Origin of the sequence: Sporosarcina sp. ZBG7A, from assembly GCF_000813425.1 — a bacterium.
In the GTDB taxonomy this organism is placed as follows: domain Bacteria; phylum Bacillota; class Bacilli; order Bacillales_A; family Planococcaceae; genus Sporosarcina.
Window position 1 is genome coordinate 1 of record NZ_JWIB01000013.1, and the last position, 17,193, is coordinate 17,193.

14 protein-coding genes are annotated in these 17,193 nt (G+C 43.4%); 6 read left to right on the top strand and 8 right to left on the bottom strand.

Annotated features, from left to right (window positions below):
- The 3 genes from RL70_RS05170 to RL70_RS05180 form a co-directional block, all read right to left on the bottom strand.
- Positions 1-768 (bottom strand): hypothetical protein (locus RL70_RS05170; RefSeq protein ID WP_039042362.1); only part of this gene is annotated, 768 nt, incomplete at its 3' end.
- 28 nt (positions 769-796) lie between these two features.
- Complete coding sequence (locus RL70_RS05175; protein WP_039042363.1) at positions 797-1,246, bottom strand: hypothetical protein; 450 nt, start codon at positions 1,244-1,246, stop codon at positions 797-799.
- A 116-nt stretch (positions 1,247-1,362) separates the two neighbouring features.
- Positions 1,363-2,052, bottom strand: a complete 690-nt coding sequence (locus RL70_RS05180) for a hypothetical protein (RefSeq protein ID WP_039042364.1) — start codon at positions 2,050-2,052, stop codon at positions 1,363-1,365.
- Positions 2,053-2,359: 307 nt separating this feature from the next.
- On the opposite strand from RL70_RS05180, the gene RL70_RS05185 reads away from it, so the two are divergent.
- On the top strand, positions 2,360-3,754 hold the full coding sequence (locus RL70_RS05185) for a trypsin-like peptidase domain-containing protein (protein WP_039042365.1): 1,395 nt from the start codon (positions 2,360-2,362) through the stop codon (positions 3,752-3,754).
- A 53-nt stretch (positions 3,755-3,807) separates the two neighbouring features.
- Here the strand turns inward: RL70_RS05185 and RL70_RS05190 are convergent, their stop codons facing one another.
- The 3 genes from RL70_RS05190 to RL70_RS05200 form a co-directional block, all read right to left on the bottom strand.
- Positions 3,808-4,449, bottom strand: a complete 642-nt coding sequence (locus tag RL70_RS05190) for a class D sortase (protein WP_039042366.1) — start codon at positions 4,447-4,449, stop codon at positions 3,808-3,810.
- A 149-nt stretch (positions 4,450-4,598) separates the two neighbouring features.
- Positions 4,599-5,405 carry an SDR family NAD(P)-dependent oxidoreductase gene (locus tag RL70_RS05195; protein ID WP_039042367.1) on the bottom strand — a complete coding sequence of 269 codons (807 nt, stop codon included), beginning with the start codon at positions 5,403-5,405 and terminating at the stop codon, positions 4,599-4,601.
- 429 nt (positions 5,406-5,834) lie between these two features.
- Entirely contained in the window at positions 5,835-7,274 is a 1,440-nt protein-coding gene (locus RL70_RS05200; protein WP_039042368.1) for a carbon starvation protein A, read from the bottom strand.
- 206 nt (positions 7,275-7,480) lie between these two features.
- On the opposite strand from RL70_RS05200, the gene RL70_RS05205 reads away from it, so the two are divergent.
- The 3 genes from RL70_RS05205 (at position 7,481) to RL70_RS18320 (ending at position 10,980) form a co-directional block, all read left to right on the top strand.
- On the top strand, positions 7,481-8,710 hold the full coding sequence (locus RL70_RS05205; protein ID WP_039042369.1) for a polysaccharide deacetylase family protein: 1,230 nt from the start codon (positions 7,481-7,483) through the stop codon (positions 8,708-8,710).
- Between the two features lie 227 nt (positions 8,711-8,937).
- The gene (locus tag RL70_RS05210; protein ID WP_039042370.1) at positions 8,938-9,723 is read left to right on the top strand and encodes a general stress protein; all 786 of its coding nucleotides are present in this window, start codon (positions 8,938-8,940) and stop codon (positions 9,721-9,723) included.
- A gap of 345 nt (positions 9,724-10,068) precedes the next feature.
- Positions 10,069-10,980 (top strand): PAS domain-containing methyl-accepting chemotaxis protein, encoded by a 912-nt coding sequence (locus tag RL70_RS18320; protein WP_039042371.1) that lies wholly within the window; start codon positions 10,069-10,071, stop codon positions 10,978-10,980.
- Between the two features lie 19 nt (positions 10,981-10,999).
- Here the strand turns inward: RL70_RS18320 and RL70_RS05220 are convergent, their stop codons facing one another.
- Complete coding sequence (locus RL70_RS05220) at positions 11,000-12,820, bottom strand: cation:proton antiporter (protein ID WP_369795193.1); 1,821 nt, start codon at positions 12,818-12,820, stop codon at positions 11,000-11,002.
- Positions 12,821-13,125: 305 nt separating this feature from the next.
- Here RL70_RS05220 and RL70_RS05225 point away from each other — a divergent pair, with 305 nt between their 5' ends.
- Both RL70_RS05225 and glpK read left to right on the top strand, forming a co-directional pair.
- On the top strand, positions 13,126-14,139 hold the full coding sequence (locus RL70_RS05225) for a YsnF/AvaK domain-containing protein (RefSeq protein ID WP_039042372.1): 1,014 nt from the start codon (positions 13,126-13,128) through the stop codon (positions 14,137-14,139).
- 142 nt (positions 14,140-14,281) lie between these two features.
- On the top strand, positions 14,282-15,775 hold the full coding sequence (glpK, locus tag RL70_RS05230; RefSeq protein ID WP_039042373.1) for a glycerol kinase GlpK: 1,494 nt from the start codon (positions 14,282-14,284) through the stop codon (positions 15,773-15,775).
- A 474-nt stretch (positions 15,776-16,249) separates the two neighbouring features.
- On the opposite strand, the gene RL70_RS05235 is transcribed toward glpK, so the two are convergent.
- Complete coding sequence (locus RL70_RS05235; protein WP_039042374.1) at positions 16,250-17,146, bottom strand: diacylglycerol kinase family protein; 897 nt, start codon at positions 17,144-17,146, stop codon at positions 16,250-16,252.
- Between the last annotated feature and the right edge of the window lie 47 nt (positions 17,147-17,193).

The window sequence follows — 17,193 nt, forward strand, 5'->3', positions numbered from 1 at the left end:
TGCGTCTACTACGCCTCCGTCTTTATTGAATGAACCGTCTTTCGTTTCCTTCATGTGGTTATCTACCATACCCACATGCGCGTCTTCTAGAATTGGAGCGTCATCGACAGTTACTTCTACTAGCGATTGATCCAGTTGAGCAGATCCATCTTCATCTATTTCTGCTTGGTTTTCAATAACCCCAACATGTGTATCACCAAGAAGTTCAGATTCTTTGAGATCCGCTTGGACCACCCCGTTGTCAACTGTCGTTTCGCCGTCTTTTTGACTGACGTCTTTTGAGATAATATTAGCAGTCGTTTCGCCAACTACAGGTAACTCTTCCGCTTCAACAGTTACGAGTGCAGCACTTGACTCACTGCTAGTTTCATCCTGGCTGTTTTTCTTAGCTGCAACATCTGCTTGCACCGATTCCGTTAACGCAGTGTCCACTTTTACAGTGGCAACAGTACGCTTTTCCCAACTCGTTTCTTCGTTTTGCGTTTTCGTAACAGGAGCAACATCGCCTTGTACATTGTCCAAAATCCCATCGTTTACTTGGATCTTTGCCAATGAGTTTTCTTCTGTCTTGGTTTGATTTGGCAACTCAACAGACACGTCACCCGCAATCGGAAGATCCTCCAATTGAATATTGAGCAATGACTTTTCCTCTTTCTGTTGACCTGTATGTTGTTCTCCTTCATCCGCAAAACCAGCAGCAGGCATTGACACTATTACAGCACCAGCCAAAGCCGTCATTCCAACGTATTTCATCCAATTCGTTTTCATATTAATCTCTCTCCTTTTTTATCGTTTTTTAAATCACGTATAAAAAAGGAGTGGATTGGGGTGGTTGTCCTGGTGGTGCTTGGCTCCATTGAAGCGTTCCTATAATGTCTTCCAAATACCATTTCTGTCGAGTAATCTCCGCTTTCATCAACCAACCATCCGAGACGACTGCACCTATTCCACTCATACCTGAAGAAATCGATGGTGCAGGCACACTAATTGAAGATGATCCCGTTATCAGTTGAACATTGGACATCCAAGAATTTTTGCCAGATGGTTTCAGAGGGTACGCATAGTTTGAAGTGGTCTTCGTCGACTCACTCTTCTTTGAAGATACCTTTAGTTGCTTGCCTTCTTGCAACGCTTTCCGCTCCATCGTAAACTTTTCTTCAATCGGTTTTACACCTTGCGTTGAATGAGTATTGACTTGTTTAATCTCTGTGCTTACTTCAGGTTCTTTCGAGATAGCAGAATCCACTTTGACATTGTCGTTAGCGGGAGATTTGTTCTCGTTATCCGCTTCTAGCTTCTGCTCTGGCAGTTTTTCTTGTGATGGCCGGGTCCCATCAGGTATTTCAGTTTGGTTCTCTTCTGCTACAGGAAATTGTTCCTCACGCGGCTTTCAGTCACGCTCGGGCGACTCGGCTGTTCCATTTGTTCTCCTGAAGGGTCTTTGGATAAATCCTGATTAGGCTTTTCCCCGCTTGCAGGAGGTGTGTTTGTCACCGGTTGCTTTTGAAGAGGCTTCGAAACGGTTTCTGCCACAGTTCCTGCCGTTTCATCGACCGTTTTCTTCACTTGCGCCGTTGCTTTATCGACAGTTTCTGTTGTTTTATCAACAACAGGAGTCACGACAGGCACTTTCGGAAGTGGTTTCGTCACTTTTACAGTTTCTTTAGTAACAGTTTGCACGGTTTTGGTCGTCTGTTCCAAAACCGGTACTGTCTTTTCTACAGTTTCCCCGACAAAATTCGTCGTATTTTCAACGACCGCTTTCACCGGTTTCTTCTGCTTTGGATCAACAACTGTGTTGACTGTTTCAGTCGTTAAATCCACTGTACGTTCGACAGTATTCCCTGTGAATTTAACCGTTTCATCTACAAGCTCCCCTGTAGATATTACTGTTTTATCCACAGTGTTTTTCACTTGATTTAATTGCCCTCCAACAAGACCTCTCTTTGGTTTGTCCTCAGGCTGATCCTGCGGTGTTTCATTTGCATAGCCAACACTTGGCATTGCAATCAGAAAAAGACTAGTACATAAGACTACTATGAAGTTGCGCACGTATTCACCTCCCTCGTCTTCGTCGTAAAGGATTTCAAATAGTAAGAATCCCGTTACTCTCGCTCTTACCCAGCTGTATATCTGCTAAACCTATCATTTCCATTACATTCACATGAAAATGTGTCCCTATGCTGATACATATAATAGAAATAATTTTGTACTACTCGGACTTTTCGTCATACATCATTTCACCTGCCAATTTAACTATAAAAAAATAAAATGGAAACTTAAATTATATAGTTCATTAAAACTAAACCTATGATACTATATAATTAACAATTTTTTCATAGATCAGGAGGGATGATTTATGTTTTGTCCGCATTGTGGAACGCAAAATGATGAAGGTTCGAAGTTCTGTTCAAATTGTGGGAAGCCACTCAAATCAAAAAAACCAAACAGTTGGATGTTACCAGTTGCTCTTAGTTCCATGATTGTCTTGCTCGGCTCAATCGCTGGAATCGGTTATGTTGTAGATTGGAATTATGGAAAGCTGTTACATCTGTCAGATGATGCCTCACCTCCACCTATTAAAGAAGTCATTGTCGAAAAAGAGAAGCCATTAAAGCCAATCTCCTCGCAACAAATTAAGACAAAGACTGTGAAACCTGATAAAGAAAAGACAGAGGTCATCAAAGAATCTCTGCCACGTGTATTTACGATATTCACGCGCGACGGACTCGGCTCGGGCTTCCTATACAAGAAAGGCGGACTCATTGTAACGAACGCTCACGTGGTAGCGGGATTCACCGATGTCGTCGTCCGGAACTCCGATGGAAAAGATGTAGCTGGAAAAGTCATTGGCATTTCGGATCGTTATGACGTGGCACTCATTAGGGCAGAAGCATTCAGCACTCTAGATCCTCTTGCGATGGAAAGCGAAGAAACACCGATTGGCACAGAAGTGATTGCACTCGGAAGCCCGCAAGGTTTTGAGAACTCGGCTTCAGTCGGATATTTGACTGGTCTTAACCGGGATATGGAACTGGGATTTCTCTATGAAAAGATTTATCAAATCGATGCTCAGATCGACCAGGGCAGCAGTGGTGGACCTTTGCTGGATGCGAAGACAGGTAAAGTTATTGGCATTAATTCATTGCTGTATAAAGAGAATAATTTGTTCGGCTTCTCTATCCCGATGCATAGCGTAATAAGTTTCGTAGACCGTTGGGCAGCTTCTCCAATGAGCGAAACCACCATAGCCTCATTGTTCGGTGTGTATGATACCTACACAGCTAGTCATGACTATGAAACGGATATCACTTACGATGATGAATATACAGATTTCTATGAATACGAAGAAAGTGAAGACGATGGATATGAAGAAGATTCATCTTACGAAGGTGGATTTTATGAAGAAAACTTAATAGATTTCATGACTTCATTCCGGGAAGAATATGAAATGTCCATACAAGCGGGCGATTCTACTTTTCTTATGAGTTATTTGCTACCAGGTGCGCCAACTACAAGAGAGTTCCAAACATTCATACAGGAAGTGGCTTCGGACGGTAGGATCTATCAGTTCTACTCAACTGACATAACAGATATTGCTATCCAAGCAGACCTAGCATTCGTTACATTGGACCTTTCCTATTCGGTTTCAGATAGTGCCGGTGAAGAGAATTACATTGAAAAAACAAAGACGTATACCATTATTCTGGATGCGGAAGGGTACTACCAGATCAGCAATGTTGTTGATAACTAATCAAGACAAAAAGCAGGCGTACGCTCCGCCTGTTTTTTTGTCTTGATTTTATTTCAATTATCTACACGCTTTGCCATGACGACTAGCCGATGTTTGTTACTGTTGTGAGGATAACAGGTGACAAGGGATAGTTTTGCAATTCCCGGTTCTTCCGCAATCGCTTCCACTTCTTCCGGGAAGACGATGCGTGTCTCATAAATTTCATATTTTTGCGTTTCGTTCACCGTTTCAAACTCAAATTGGCTGCCTTTTTGAAGTTCATCCAATCGGTTGAAAAATTGTCCGAACACATGGGATTGGTGCCCGGCAATCGCATAGCTTCCGCCAGGGATTCCCGGTTCAAATCTACTTGGAATCGCACCGAATCCATGGTCTAGAATGTTGGGCGTCGCACCGTATGACACCGGCGCATGAATATCAATTTCCGGTATGGAAAGAACACCGACCAGGTCGCCGATTTCCTTCTCTTGCACTTTTGGTGTCGCCGCCGCTTCGTCATTCTTCTTCAGCAATTCCTGATTATCCGTTTTTTGAGGCTGTACTTCAGTCTCCGCTTCTGCTTTCAGGTTAGCGAACGCATCCAACTGTTGTTTCCGTATCTCTCCGGTCTGTTTTGTTCCAACAAATTGCCAGACGAGCAGACAAACACCTGCAAGGAGCAAAACGTTCCCGATATAGCGTCCTGTTTTTTTCATTCTCCTCCTCCTCCTCTGCTAAACCGTATTCTTATGGATTTGTTCCCTGTATTCAATTCCGCTAATCCTATGTTTGCACCTGCTATCCAACAAAAAAACTCCTTCTTTGCCATTCTAAATTGGCAAAGAAGGAGTTCGTTCACTCAAACTTATTTTTGGAAGCTAGCTGCATACGCATTAACGTCAGAAATTGTAGGGCTTGTCATGTAGTGACCACCGTCAACTACAAGCAATTGGCCAGTCATGAATTTAGAGTCATCTGATGCCAAGAACAGAACTGTATTTCCGATATCTTCTGGCTCACCGTGGTATGGAAGCGCATTATACTTCATGAAGATTTCGCGTACTTCTGCAGGCAAGTTATCCTTAGCAGCAGGTGTTAAGATAAGGCCTGGTGCGATTGCGTTACAACGGATCTTGTCTTTTCCGTATTGAGTTGCAATGTAACGAGTCAAACCAGTTACAGCTGTCTTAGAAGCGCCGTATGCTGAACGGATTGCGTCTCCAGCCACTGCAGCAGTTGAAGCTGTGTTAATGATAGAACCTCCACCCGCTTTTTGCATGTGTGGAATTGCGAAACGCGCGCCAATCAATACACTCTTCAAGTTCATGTTCATCAAACGATCCCACTCATCCAAGTCAAGGTTAACAACGTCCAAGTCTTTTTTAAGATTCGTTCCTCCGACGTTATTGAACATAACAGTTAGTGAACCATACGTGTTCACTGTGAACTCAACCGCTTCTTTAATAGATTCTTCTTTTGTAGCATCCAAGAAGATTGCCGATGCTTCTCCGCCGTTAGCTTTGATTTCTTCAGCAGCCGCTTTGGCACCTTCAATGTTGAAATCACCGATAACAACTTTAGCGCCTTCTTTAGCAAGTAACTGTGCAGATGCAAGACCGATTCCTGATGCTCCACCTGTAACCAATGCGACTTTCTGAGCAACTCTTCCCATTTATAAAATCTCCTTTTATGTGGTATGCAGTCTCGAGTGACTGCAATCCCTTTGATTGGTAAAGAACGATGATTAGTTTAACATGAAAATACTTTCATCGTTACTGTTTTTCTGTGTCTATTTCCCAACCAAATCAAGAAGTTTTTATGTACTAGTTTGTTCACATTTGCGTACTGATTTTTTATCTACTCTTATTACGGTTTTTCACCTTAGCACTTCCCGTACAGTGCTGTTGGCGACAGAAAAGTTAAATACGTCCCATCCTTCATACGCGGATGGATGAATATATGTGGAATGACTTCTTCCAATCAGTAACGTAACGTAATCATGATGTCCATAATGCCAACGTGAGTCTATCCAACATGAAGTATTCCACTCGAGCTGAGCTGTCCGGTACAAGAAAAAGAAGGTGCATGTTTCGCACCTTCCTTAATAGGTAGTTTTAGGGACTACTTGTTTTACGCTTTCTTTTCGGGACTGAACAATCTTCATCCCATAGAAAATAGCTAGTCCCCCAACTACGACTAAACCGATTGTTACGGAGACCCCATAGCTTAACTGCAATCCTTCAGGAGCATACAACCAATAAGTTGCGACAACACCGCTCATGAACAAAGCGGGAATTCCAGCAATATAATGCGCCCGTCCTTCACGTAGAAGATAGGACGTTGCAGTCCACAACATGATTGCCGCGACAAACTGATTGGTTCCCCCTACGTAACGCCATAAAAAAGAGTAGTCAATCATCGATAAGTAAAACATGGGGGCCCCAAGAACTACAGTTGCTAAGAGTACTACCCACCGTTTATCAGGATTAATCCAAGGAGAGGTAGCTTCCGTCAGCATCATACGTGCAGAACGTAAGGCTGTATCTCCTGTAGTAATCGGTAAGATAATGACCCCTAGTATTGCTAAAATCCCACCAAAAGTCCCTAAGAGAGTGCCCGATATTTCATTTACAGCTCCCGCAGGACCACCAGCAGCTAGTGCAGCTTGAAGACCATCTGTTCCACCGAAAAACGTCATTCCTGCAGCCGCCCATATCAAAGCGATAACACCTTCTCCAATCATCGCCCCGTAGAAAACTTTACGTCCTTCTGATTCTTTCTTCATTGTTCTGGAAACAATCGGACTTTGAGTTGAGTGGAAACCTGAAATGGCTCCACATGAAATTGTCACCATTAGGAGTGGCCAAATTGGAAGTTCACCCGGATGCATATTTGTAAAAGTTAAGTTTGGGATTTTAGCAGTTCCAAATAGTAATGCCCCTGCAATCGCTACTGCCATGACGATTAAGATTGCTCCGAAAATCGGATAAATACGACCGATGATTTTATTAATAGGTAGAATAGCAGCCAATGTAAAGTATCCAAATACGAGTACTAATGCCATTGTAAACGTGATCGGAGTTATGGAAGAGATAAGTTGCGCCGGCCCTGCTGTAAACGCCGCAGCAACTAGGACCATTAAAACAATCGACACTACACTGGTAACTTTCCGAACTGTGCTACCTAAATATTCCCCGACTAGTTTTGGGAATTGTGCACCCCCATGCTTCAGTGATAGCATTCCTGAAAAATAATCGTGGACACCACCTGCAAAGATACTTCCTAAGACAATCCATATAAATGCTACAGGACCGTAGAGCGCACCTGCAATCGCACCAAAAATCGGGCCGAGCCCTGCAATATTTAAGAGTTGAATGAGCCATCCTCTCCACCAACTCATTGGCACATAATCCATCCCATCTGATTTCGTATAAGCTGGCGTTTTACGGGCATCATCGACAACAAATACCTTTTCTACTACTTTCGAATACGCGAAATATCCTGCGAATAACAAAACGATAGCTGATACAAATGTAAGCAATGTTATTCCCCCTTAATTAATCGTATTTGTTTTAACTATTATAAATGTTCTGATTATATAAGCAACACCCAATTTGTACGTATGCATCAAATGGTTGACTTTTTTACTACTTTTTCTAATTCTATCCAAATTGTTGATTCCATTATGTTATAATCGACTAAAGAATTAGAACTAGTTCATTACTAAAAAGCAAAGGAATGTTGCATGTGTTCAAAAAGAAATGCTGGTCTGTTTTATGGGCTGGTCTGTTGGTCTGTTTTCTAGTCGCAGTGTCACAACCGAGCGCGCAAGCAGCTACTCAAAGTTCAATGGTCACTTTGTCAAAGTCTACGGGCGGTTATACAATTGATGGGGATCAGTTAATTGGTACAGCAACTTTCATGAAAGGTGTTCCTTATGAGATGGTTGCGCAGGATGAAAAATACGCTTATTTGTCATTCGGGAATGATAAATTGGCGATTCCCATCCATATTGTCAAACCTGCTTCCCCTACGAAGGAAAAACCTTTTCCTAAGGGACGGAAAACCGTGATTACCCAAAGTCGCGTCTCCGTAGCAAGTGCACTTCGTGGAGGGCATCGAGTCGGGTATATTAACCCTGGACACCGTCTCCCGGTTATTGCGGAAACAAAAACCCATGTACAAGTGAATCTCGGTGGCGTACGGGGATTCATTCCCAAAACGCTCGTAACTGCGGATCGAGGAATCCCTGTACTTATGTATCATCAAATCGTTGAAAATCGCACAGCTACACCTTTTGCAAACAATAACATGGTAATTGACTTGGCTCCGTTTCAACAACAAATGGATTACTTAAAAAAGAATGGTTGGAAAACTATCGGTCCTGAAGATTTGGATAATTGGCTTATGCTTCGTAAAAATCTGACGGATAAAACCGTATTAATCACTTTTGACGATGGTCTACTTTCGCTTCAAAAGTATGCATATCCTTCCTTAGCGGAAAAAGGGTTCACAGCAACATCATTTCTCATTACATCCCGCATAAAGCAACAGGCTCAACCATGGGATGACCAAGCGTTTCAATATGTAGGACTGAAAGAGATTCGTGAAACCGTAGATGTGTTTTCGTTCCAACACCATACTCACGGATTACATCTTCGCAGACCTGGTACACGTGAACCTTTCTTGACGACTTCAACATCTGAAGAAATTAAAGCTGATATCGCTCTCGGTCGTTCCCAAGTTTCGAAAGCTTTTGACATGCTAGATCCAAACATTCGATATCTAGCGTACCCGTTCGGTCAATTTAGTGAAACGAGTAAAAAAGCCATTTCATCTGCAGGCATTCGGATGGCATTTACAACGAATACCGGAAACGTAAAACTCGGTGACAATCGGTACGAACTAAATCGCCAAGGAATATCTCCTAATCATTCGTTGAAAGACTTTGAAAAGAAATTGTATGGTGCATACTAATTGGAGCACACGTAACAGAGATGCGATTGCGTCTCTGTTTTTGTTTTCTTTCATTTAATAACCCTTCATTTAATATTCCATGTTAGATGTCAACTCGATTACAAATAGATGACGTTTGCCCTCGCTTAGTATTTTTAAGGTTTCCGTGGCCTATAGCACGGGTATTCAAACACTAACAACGAATCATTAGAATACTAGCAAACACACTCAACAGGAGGCGTTTAAAAATGGAGCAAGGCAAACGATTCATCGGGATGTTTCATACAGAACCAGAACTATTAGCTAAGGTAGAAGAGTTAAAAACAGAAGGCTATGTAGACCATCAAATTTTTGTTATTGCTAAAAGTGAAGATAATGTCAAAATGTTGCAAAGTCGAACAGATGCCGAGATTCAAACGACTCATGAATCTTGGCTGGATAAATTCATGGATTTCATGACAGGTGAAGATCGCGTTCGTAGTATGATGGATGACCTTGGATTTACTGAAGATGAGAAGGCAGGATTTTACCAAGACGTTAACAATGGCAGCATGTTGCTATACTTGGATGAAACGAGCGACATGCCTGGACAGCATCAAGAGGTAGGAAAACAATTCGGTATCGGAGAGAATGTGGGGGATCCAAATCTTGGTGCAAACACATGGGTCGCACCTCCAGGTGACGGCGTCACGCGTGTGCCTGAACAGCCAGCATTCGGCGATACAACACCTCAACATACACAAGAACGAGTGACACCAGTACACAAGCGTCCAATCGAGCGTTCTGAATTCAGCGTAGCAGCAGACGATACGATTTCCAACGGATTAGAAACGACTGATTTTGCTGGTGAACTGGGACGTGATCCTGAACAGGAACAGCGTCGCCAAGAGTTTCAAGACGCTGTGAATGGTAGCCCGGGTAGAGTTGCCGAAGAACTTGAACGAGATTCACTTCTCTCCAGTAAAGAACGTAGAGAGAATGAACCTGTACAAGGTGATATATTTGATGAACAGTTGAATAAACGAGACTACTAACAACACCTTTTCGTAGATCCAATTTAAACAGAGGCTTCCACTTAGCCTCTGTTTCTTTGTTCTAAAAACACTTCTATAAGTTAGCAGTTTTGATTTATCTTTATCGGGTATAGAAGAAAAGTCAAGTTCATTTCTTTTGACCTAGCCCAGATTATCCATAATCAATTTTCGACGTCTAATCATTATCTGAAGATAATATTACTCCTAGAAATCTAGTTCTATTAATTCATTTTCCTTTTGGGAAATTGTCTTTTCTATGTCTTATAGTCATTTTATCTAGTACAAATGATATACAATGTGTATAATGGATAACAATTCATTACAGAAGTCCTAGGAGGAAAATAATTGAACGTATCAGCATCTGAATCTGTTTCCGACAAACTCGTTGTAAGCGCTTTAGAAGAAAACCTTGCGATTATTCGATTTGGAATCGACAAACGCGTCGCTTATGTAAACAAGAATTTTGCATCTGCTGTTGGGTATCGTCCCGAAGAAATGATTGGCATGCCTCATGAAAGGTTATGCTTCCCGGAACTTGTGAACAGCCCTTCATACGGAGCCATGTGGAAAAACTTACACAAAGGAGTCGCTTCTTCTGGAAAAATTAAGCGGAAAGCCAAAGATGGTTCGACAGTGTGGCTTGAAGCGACCTATATGCCCGTCTTCAGTGAAGACAAGAGGACTGTTCTCGGCGTAACAAAAGTAGCGACAGATGTAACGAAGCGTCAAGATACTGCCTTGGGCGTCGTTGCGGAACTTAATCAAATGGCGCAATCCCTCACTGAACAGGCAGACGAAGGAAGAAATAGAAACGAAGAATTGCTGAAGCGAATTGGTGAGTTAGCTGATGTCTCTACCAACAACACGAGTAACTTAGAGATACTTCAAAAGCATTCTGAAAATATTCAAGGCATCGTCAAAACGATCCGCGCGATTGCCTCACAGACGAATTTACTCGCATTGAATGCTGCTATTGAAGCTGCACGTGCTGGTGAGCATGGCCGTGGGTTTGACGTTGTTGCTAAAGAAGTTCGAAAACTATCTTCCAATGTGGAGGCTTCCATTGTAGAAGTGCGCGACGGCATAGAAGCAATCACAAAGGAAGTTACCTTGATTTCCACTGGAACTGCGAGAGCACAGGCCAACATCGACGAATGTAAAAAAGAAGTAGAAGTTGCGATGGATGCATTTTTCCACCTTGCCTCGTCTGCCGCTGAGTTGGAAAGCCAAGCGCACGAAGTTACCAACATTGTTTAAAGTAAAAAGGAGCTCCCGCTTAAGCGGAAGGCTCCTTTTTCTCATTTTTAGGTCTCATGACGATAAGAACGTCGCCTTCTTCTAAATTGACTTTTTTACGCAACGTAACGAATACAATTGATTCATTCTCTTTCTTAATGAAAAGCGGAGTGATTTGCTCTGGCAATTCATCCAACCAGTTATCGACATTTTCAATCTCGTTGGTGGCGATCTCCCCGATTTCATATGTTGTATTAATTTTCCGGTTGAGTTCCGCAAATGTCGCGTCTTCCCTGAAGAGTAAATGGGCTTTCAATGAAGTCGGCAGCTCCGATTCATTCATCTGATGATTTACTGCAACTGGCAATGAAAACGTATTGTTAAAGCCGAATTCAGGTGCAAACGATTGGGAAATAAGCGCGTTATACGACGCGTCTCCTGTCATCGACAAAATCGTACTATAGGGTGTTAGGTCGACCGAAAATCTCGCTTGTTCCGATAAAATCTGCCCTTCGAACGTCTGAACACCTTTTGCGGCTGCTAAGTTCAAGCGCCCTCTAGAAGGATCCATGATCAGTGCGGGAATCCCCAATCTTTTCAATTCCTCACCGAGTGATGCTGAAAAGTTACTTGCTCCAATAATCAGGATTCCAGGTGGTTCATTACTTGCTAAATGTAGCTTCTTCGCAAGCGGGCCGATTGTGAAGCCATGTGCACATACGGTTATAATGACAAGCGCAAACGTCAAAGCTGTAAGAAGACTCGCTTCTTCATATCCATCATTGACTAGAATGCTCGAAAAGTATCCGGCAACAGTAAGTGCCACGATACCGCGTGGCGCAATCCAACCGATTAATATCTTCTCATTCCGATCAAGTTCCGTACCGATCGTTGAAATCCAAATCGACAACGGACGGACGACAAACAACGTCACTAACACGAATGCCAGAATCGGTAGTGTAAACATTTGAGCAATCGTATCTCTCGGCAAAGACGCCGTTAAGAGGATGAACACCGTAGAAGTTAACATGACAGAGACATTTTCAACAAAATGCCCAAGGTTTCCGATTGATGAGACATATTGCTTAGAACGACCAATCGTCAGACCCATCACGGTGACTGCGAGCATGCCAGTTTCGTGCATGATTACTTCTGCAAGCATGAAGCAGACTAAGACCAAGGCAAGTACAATCGGTGATTTCAAGTACTCAGGAAACTGTCCTTTTGACGCCATAACCGTGATGAGAAGCCCCACTCCAAGTCCTAGGAGAATCGCAAGACCCGCGCCTCCAAAGAAATTTAGCAAATTACTCATCGTCAAATGTTCATTGCTCAACACTTTAATGACTTCATATGCAAACAGCGCAAGAAGCGGCCCCGCAGGATCGACGATAATCCCTTCCCATTTCAATACAGCCGCTGTCCGAGATTTCAATTTCGCACTCCTAAGCAGCGGGATGATCACTGTAGGACCAGTTACTACAAATAACCCTCCTATAATGAAGGCAATTTCCCATTGCAGTCCAGCAAAATAGTGCGCCGCAAGGGATCCGAGAATCCATGCGAGAAACGCACCGATCGTAACAATACGTGTAACGGATTTAGAGATTCCTTTAATTTCACGAATATCGAGATTCGAACTACCTTCAAAAAGAATAACGGCAACCGCAAGTGAAATGAGTGGTCCATATAAATCACCGAGGGCAGCTTCCGGATTGATCAATCCTAAAACTGGACCAATAAGCAATCCTGCGATCGACATGATAACAATTGATGGCCACTGAATCCTCCAGGCGAGCCACTGGGAAAAGATTCCGAGTGCGAGTACTGCGACTACGCTGATTAATGCTAAGTTTTCCATTATCCCACTTCCTAACCAGATATTAAATCATGGATTATATTAGAGAATAGTGTACCAAACCAAAGGACTCCTGCCTAATCTGAATCCTATTTTTTGTATAATCCCCCCATTACATCCCCCTTCATACCATAGCGGTAATACGTAAGAAACATACACTAGTTCGTGTGACAGCAAGATTACAAGATGATGACGTTTTTTGTTTTAGTCTTTAAATAGGTTTTCAGAAATGTAACGCCGGGTAACTATTATCCAAGACCGAAAATAATATATGAGATTGACCACAAAATTTGAGGAGGAACTTAGACATGAATATTGAAAAAAGATTTGTTGGGACATTCCAGACAGAAACAGAACTCATCACAAAGGTGCAGGAGTTAAAAGCGACCGGAGTTTCAGACGATAATATTTACGTAATCGCAAAAGATGACCATGATCTGCATATGCTTCGCAGCCGGACCGATGCCGAGGTGAAAACGCCGGAGGGCTCTTGGATGGACAAGTTCATGAACTTCATATCCGGTGAAGACCATATTTATAATCTATTGAGTGATACAGGTTTGAGTGAAGCAGAAAAAGACCGTTACACACGTGAGATCCATGATGGCGCAATGTTGCTTTATGTAGATGAAGGTGAAGTAGATACATATCGCCGGGAAAATAACGCTCGATACGCTTCGAACGATTCAGCAAACGATGCGAACTTGCAGGCAAGTGCTTCTACAGAACCACTTAACATGACAAGTGGTCAAGAAGCCAACCGCGAGCCTGGTTCGTTGCATGGCAATTATGATCATACAGCAGACGCACAACTGAAGACGGTGGATACGGACCGCGTTCGTAGTGAAGGTAAGTTCAACCGCAGTATCGAAGAAGTCCCTGAAACGATGAAAGTTCACGAAGAACGTCTCAGCGTAGACAAACAGCAAGTCCGCAAAGGCGAAGTTACTGTCGACAAAAATGTTGTGGAAGATCGCAAAAAAGTGGACATCCCTGTTGAACACGAAGAGATTACAATTGAACGTAGACCGGTCGATGGAGTACTGGATGATCAGACAGGAGAAGAGGATTTCCGTACTGCTAATGCGTTCGATGATGAAACAATTCGCGTCCCCGTTACGGAAGAACAGATTGAAGTGAAGAAAAAGCCTGTGGTCACTGAAGAAATTGTCATCAACAAAAAAAGAGTTACAGATACTGAGCATATCGATGAAACTGTGAAACGTGAAGAAGTTGAAGTGAATCGTGTAGGTGAAACGAGTGATGTGAACTTAAAAGGCGATCTCACTAATACCGATCGCAATCGTCGTGATAAGTTCTAATCGTACTTCCCTCTCCCCTTGCCTGCTTTGTAGGCAAGGGGTTTTAATTTACCTTCCGAAGAACACTTGACTCTGCTCGTATTATGATAAACTGAAGAAAACGCTTCCTTGACGGAGGCAATTTACGCTGGGAGGAAGTTGTATGAAAGAGACGTACATGCTTGCACTCGACCAAGGAACAACCAGTTCACGGGCTATCTTGTTCAATGAACAAGGGGAAGCTGTGTTCACAGCGCAACAGGAATTTAAGCAATTTTTCCCACAAAATGGATGGGTTGAGCATAATGCCACCGAAATTTGGAGTTCAATTTTGTCCGTGATTGCTGGTGTATTATCCGAGAAGAACCTGTCTCCCGATCAAATCGCAGGTATTGGCATTACGAACCAACGCGAGACGACGGTCGTTTGGGATAAAGCGACGGGTAAACCGATTTACAACGCGATTGTCTGGCAGTCCCGCCAAACATCTAGTATTTGTGAAGAGTTAAAAGAGGCCGGTCATGCAGATTTGATTCGCAAGAAGACAGGACTTCTTATTGACCCTTATTTCTCCGGTACGAAAGTGAAGTGGATTCTCGATCATGTGGAAGGCGCTCGGGAGAAGGCGGAACGTGGGGACTTGTTATTTGGTACGATTGACACTTGGCTTGTGTGGAAATTGTCGGGTGGTGAGGCGCACATTACCGATTACTCAAACGCATCCCGTACACTTATGTATAACATTCATGATTTGCAGTGGGATGAAGAATTGCTAGATATTTTGGATGTCCCTGCCGCGATGCTTCCGGAAGTCCGACCCTCCTCGGAAGTGTATGCGCATACTGAACCGAGTAAGTTTTTCGGTCGTGCGGTTCCAATTGCAGGAATTGCCGGAGATCAGCAAGCTGCACTTTTCGGACAAGCTTGTTTTGAAAAAGGTATGGTGAAAAGTACGTATGGCACTGGTTGTTTCATGTTGATGAACACGGGTGAAGAAGCGGTGCAATCCGAAAACGGTCTATTGACGACGATCGCTTGGGGACTTGACGGAAAAGTTGAGTATGCGTTGGAAGGAAGTATTTTTGTAGCTGGTTCAGCGATTCAATGGCTGCGCGACGGACTGCGAATGTTGCGCAGTTCCGAACAAAGCGAGGCCTATGCAGAGCGAGTCACTTCTTCCGATGGCGTATACGTGGTCCCAGCGTTTGTCGGGCTCGGTACACCCCATTGGGACAGCGATGTCCGCGGGGCTGTATTCGGATTGACACGCGGGACGGAGAAAGAGCACTTCATCCGGGCAACGCTCGAATCTCTCGCCTATCAGACAAAAGACGTATTGGACGCGATGGAAGCCGATTCAGGTATTTCATTAAAATCTATGCGAGTGGACGGCGGTGCTGTCGCGAACAACTTCTTAATGCAATTTCAAGCGGATTTATTAGGCGTACCCGTTGAACGTCCTTCTATTAATGAAACAACCGCTCTTGGGGCTGCTTATTTAGCGGGTCTTGCGGTCGGATTTTGGAAAGATTGCTCGCAGATTGCGGATCGCTGGCAGCTAGATCGTGAGTTTGAGCCGTCGATGGATGAGGAAGAGCGCGATGAATTGTATGAGGGCTGGCAAAAAGCCGTGAAGGCTGCACAAGTGTTTAAGTGAGAGTTTTGGAAGCGCACCTAGTGAGTTGGGTGCGTTTTTTGTGTTCTTAAATCAGCGTAGCGCTACCAATTAATCCTTTAATGCTGTTGAATTGTGGGTCGTGATCGAGAAACTTTGTGATGTGTCGGAGAAATGCAGGGATTTGATTGGTAAAGGGCACTATGTGATCGAGAAATCGCTCCAGGTGTCGGAGATAACCATTTATCTGATCGAGAAACGTTCTCTAGTGTCACAGGGATTGTTTACCCAGCGAAATAGCCTACACAACAAGCGCAGCGCTACCAATTAATTCCTTAACGCAGTTGATTTGTATCTCGTTATCGGGAAACTTCGTGATGTGTCGGAGAAATGCAGCTGTATGATTGTGAAATTAGGTTATGTGATGGACAAACCCTTGCAATTGATTCAGAATACGGCTGCTTTGATCGACAACGTAAAAACGCCCCGTCGCGAAAGACGAAGCGCTAAAATAATTCACTTTATAGTGGGTACCAACATCCTCAAATGACCTGGAAGTAATTGAATACGTCCTGATTGAAAATCGTATAGCTCCCCGTCCATATCCACTCTCCGCTGACTCGGAGCATCTATCTGCAACTCACTCACCTGCAAATACTCCAGTGTATTGAGTTGTGCTGTATCCGTTTCTGGCTTCCTTAACGACATCAACTCGCGAAGCGTCGCTAAATTAGAATTTTTGACTACGAGAACATCCAGTTTGCCATCAGATGGGCTGATTGCTTCTATTGGAATTGGAGTCGTCGCGAGTGAGCTACCATTCAACACAAAAATAGCAATGGCCTCACCTTCTATGTCGATTCCATCAGAAACAATATGATACGGAAAACTTTCCGCTTCACGCATCGTTCGTATCGTACTTGCCATATAACTTAGGGGTCCGAAGCTTTTCTTTTGTCCGTCATCGACATTTTCAGACGTGTCTGCAACGAGTCCGATTCCCCAAAAGTTAATGAAATGCTGATCTCCTTCTCTTCCTACATCGATTGCACGGATTTCCCCAGCGAGCAGGGCTTCAGCAGCATCTCTCAAGTTTTGAGGAATGCCCAACGTTCGCGTAAAATCATTCGACGTCCCTCCCGGTAATATCGCAAGCAGCGGACGCACGTCTAGTTTCGAAATAGCGTCTATACATTGATGAACCGTCCCATCGCCGCCCATGATGACAATCAATTCCATGTCACCTGAAGTTTCACATAGACGGCGGGTTTCTTCCGGATTATCGGGTTTACTAATCGTCAGCTCTTTCACCGCTCGCCCAAGTACTGGTACAACTGCTGCAAGTTTCGCCTCCACGTCTTCATTCCCAGCATGCTCATTATAGATAAGCATCGCTTTGTTAAACGTGTGCATTAGGTTTCCTCCTTTTAGGGTTATTTGTTAAATGTAATATTCCCTAA